Annotated in this window: 2 protein-coding genes; both read left to right on the forward strand. The window is 65.2% G+C overall.

All coding sequences use genetic code 11. The annotated features are described in order from the left end of the window. Nucleotides 1-197: 197 nt before the first annotated feature. Nucleotides 198-1,697, forward strand: coding sequence for an IS21 family transposase (gene istA / locus B5Y19_RS25505; protein ID WP_079592389.1), 1,500 nt, complete (start codon nucleotides 198-200; stop codon nucleotides 1,695-1,697). Then, a partial coding sequence (locus tag B5Y19_RS25510; protein WP_176168736.1) for an ATP-binding protein occupies nucleotides 1,697-2,160 on the forward strand: 464 nt, incomplete at its 3' end. The genes istA and B5Y19_RS25510, both read left to right, overlap by 1 nt.

Consider the following 2,160-nt stretch of genomic DNA (forward strand, 5'->3'; position numbering starts at 1 on the left):
GGCTGGCTGGCCGAAATCGCTGATCCATCATGCTGATTCCTCGTAGAAACCAGCGCCAGATCAGTCGCTACATGCAGCAGATTTGAGTCAGAGCCCAAGTTTGACCCCGTGAGGCGGGGGATCGGCTTCCAACTTTGACCCCCTTGAGCCGGTTTCGGTGAGACTGCCCGTCCTGGTTTCGGATGGGCGGGCGGGGGATGAAGGGCGTGGATACGATTGCGCGGATCCGGCGCGAGTTTTCGATCCGCGGGAAGACGATCAAGGAGATCGCCCGCGAGCTGCATGTCTCTCGGAACACGGTTCGGAAGGTGCTGCGCTCTGGCGCGACGTCGTTCGAGTATGAGCGCAAGGTTCAGCCGCAGCCGAAGATCGGGCCCTGGCGCCCTGAGCTGGATCGGCTGCTGATGGCGAACGACGGCAAGCCGGCCCGCGAGCGCCTGACGCTGATCCGTCTTTTTGAAGAGCTGCGGGATCTCGGCTACGAGGGCGGCTACGATGCCGTTCGTCGCTATGCGCGAGGCTGGCGCCGCGAGCAATCCGCCGTCACGGCCGACGCCTATGTGCCTTTGAGCTTCGCGCCCGGCGAGGCCTACCAGTTCGACTGGAGCCACGAGATCGTCGTCATCAATGGCGCCACGACCCAGGTGAAGGTGGCGCATGTCCGGCTCTGTCACTCGCGCATGCTGTTCGTGCGGGCCTATCCGCGCGAGAGCCAGGAGATGGTCTTCGATGCCCATGACCGGGCCTTCGCCTTCTTCAAGGGCGCCTGCACGCGCGGCATCTACGACAACATGAAGACTGCGGTAGAGACGATCTTCGTCGGCAAGGAGCGTGCCTATAATCGCCGCTTCCAGCAGATGTGCAGCCATTACCTGGTCGATCCAGTCGCTTGCACGCCGGCCTCGGGCTGGGAGAAGGGGCAGGTCGAGAACCAGGTCGGGCTCGTGCGGGAGCGCTTCTTCGCCCCGCGCCTGCGGGTCAAGAACTACGACGAGTTGAACGCCTGGCTGCTGGATCAGGTGCTTCGCTACGCCAAGGCCCACCGCCATCCGGAGCAACGTGACCGTACGATCTGGGAGATGTTCGAAGCCGAGCGCCCGAGCCTGGTGCCTTACGCGGGGCGGTTCGACGGCTTCCACTCGCTGCCTGCCTCGGTGTCGAAGACCTGTCTCGTGCGCTTCGACAACAACAAGTACTCGGTCATCGCGAGTGCGGTCGGGCGCCCCGTCGAGATCCGCGCCTATGCCGATCGGATCGAGTTGCGCCAGGACGGGCGTATCGTCGGCGAGCATCCCCGCTGCTATGGCCGCGACCAGACCATCTACGATCCCTGGCACTATGTCCCGGTACTGGCTCGCAAGCCGGGCGCCCTGCGGAACGGAGCGCCCTTCAAGGACTGGGTCTTGCCCGGTGCGATCGACCGGGTCCGGCGCAAGCTCGCGGCCGTTCAAGACGGCGACAGGCAGATGGTCGAGATCCTCACAGCGGTGCTGAGTGACGGATTGTCCGCAGTAGAAGCCGCCTGCGCGGACGCTCTGCGGCAAGGCGTCCACTCCGCCGACGTGATCATCAACATCCTGGCCCGGCGCCGCGAGCCGGCGGCAGCGATCACGATCATGACGCCCGATGCCTTGCGCTTGCGCCATGAGCCCGCCGCCGATTGTGCCCGCTACGACAGCCTCAGGAGAGCCGTGTGATGGAACGCTCGGAGATTCTCGCCACCATGGGCGAGCTCAAGCTCTATGGCATGAAGGCCGCCTTCGACGAGATCATCGCCTCGGCGGTGAAGCGCCAGCACGAGCCGCAGCGCGTCGTCGGCGATCTGCTCGCCGCCGAGATCGCCGAGAAGCAGGCCCGTTCGATCAAGTATCAGATCACCATCGCCAAGCTGCCGCTCGCCAAGGACATCGCCGACTTCGCCTTCGACGGCACGCCGATCAACGAGGCGCTCGTCCATGATCTCGCCGGCGGCAACTTCCTGGCTCATCAGCGCAATGTCGTCCTGGTCGGAGGCACCGGGACCGGCAAGACCCATCTTGCCATCGCGATCGCCCGGGCCTGCATACGTGCCGGCGCTCGCGGCCGCTTCTTCAACGTCGTCGATCTCGTCAACAAGCTCGAGGCCGAAGCCCGCGCCGGCCGCCAGGGCCGCATGGCCGA

The sequence above is a fragment of the Allobosea thiooxidans genome, from assembly GCF_900168195.1.
Taxonomy (GTDB): Bacteria; Pseudomonadota; Alphaproteobacteria; order Rhizobiales; family Beijerinckiaceae; genus Allobosea; species Allobosea thiooxidans.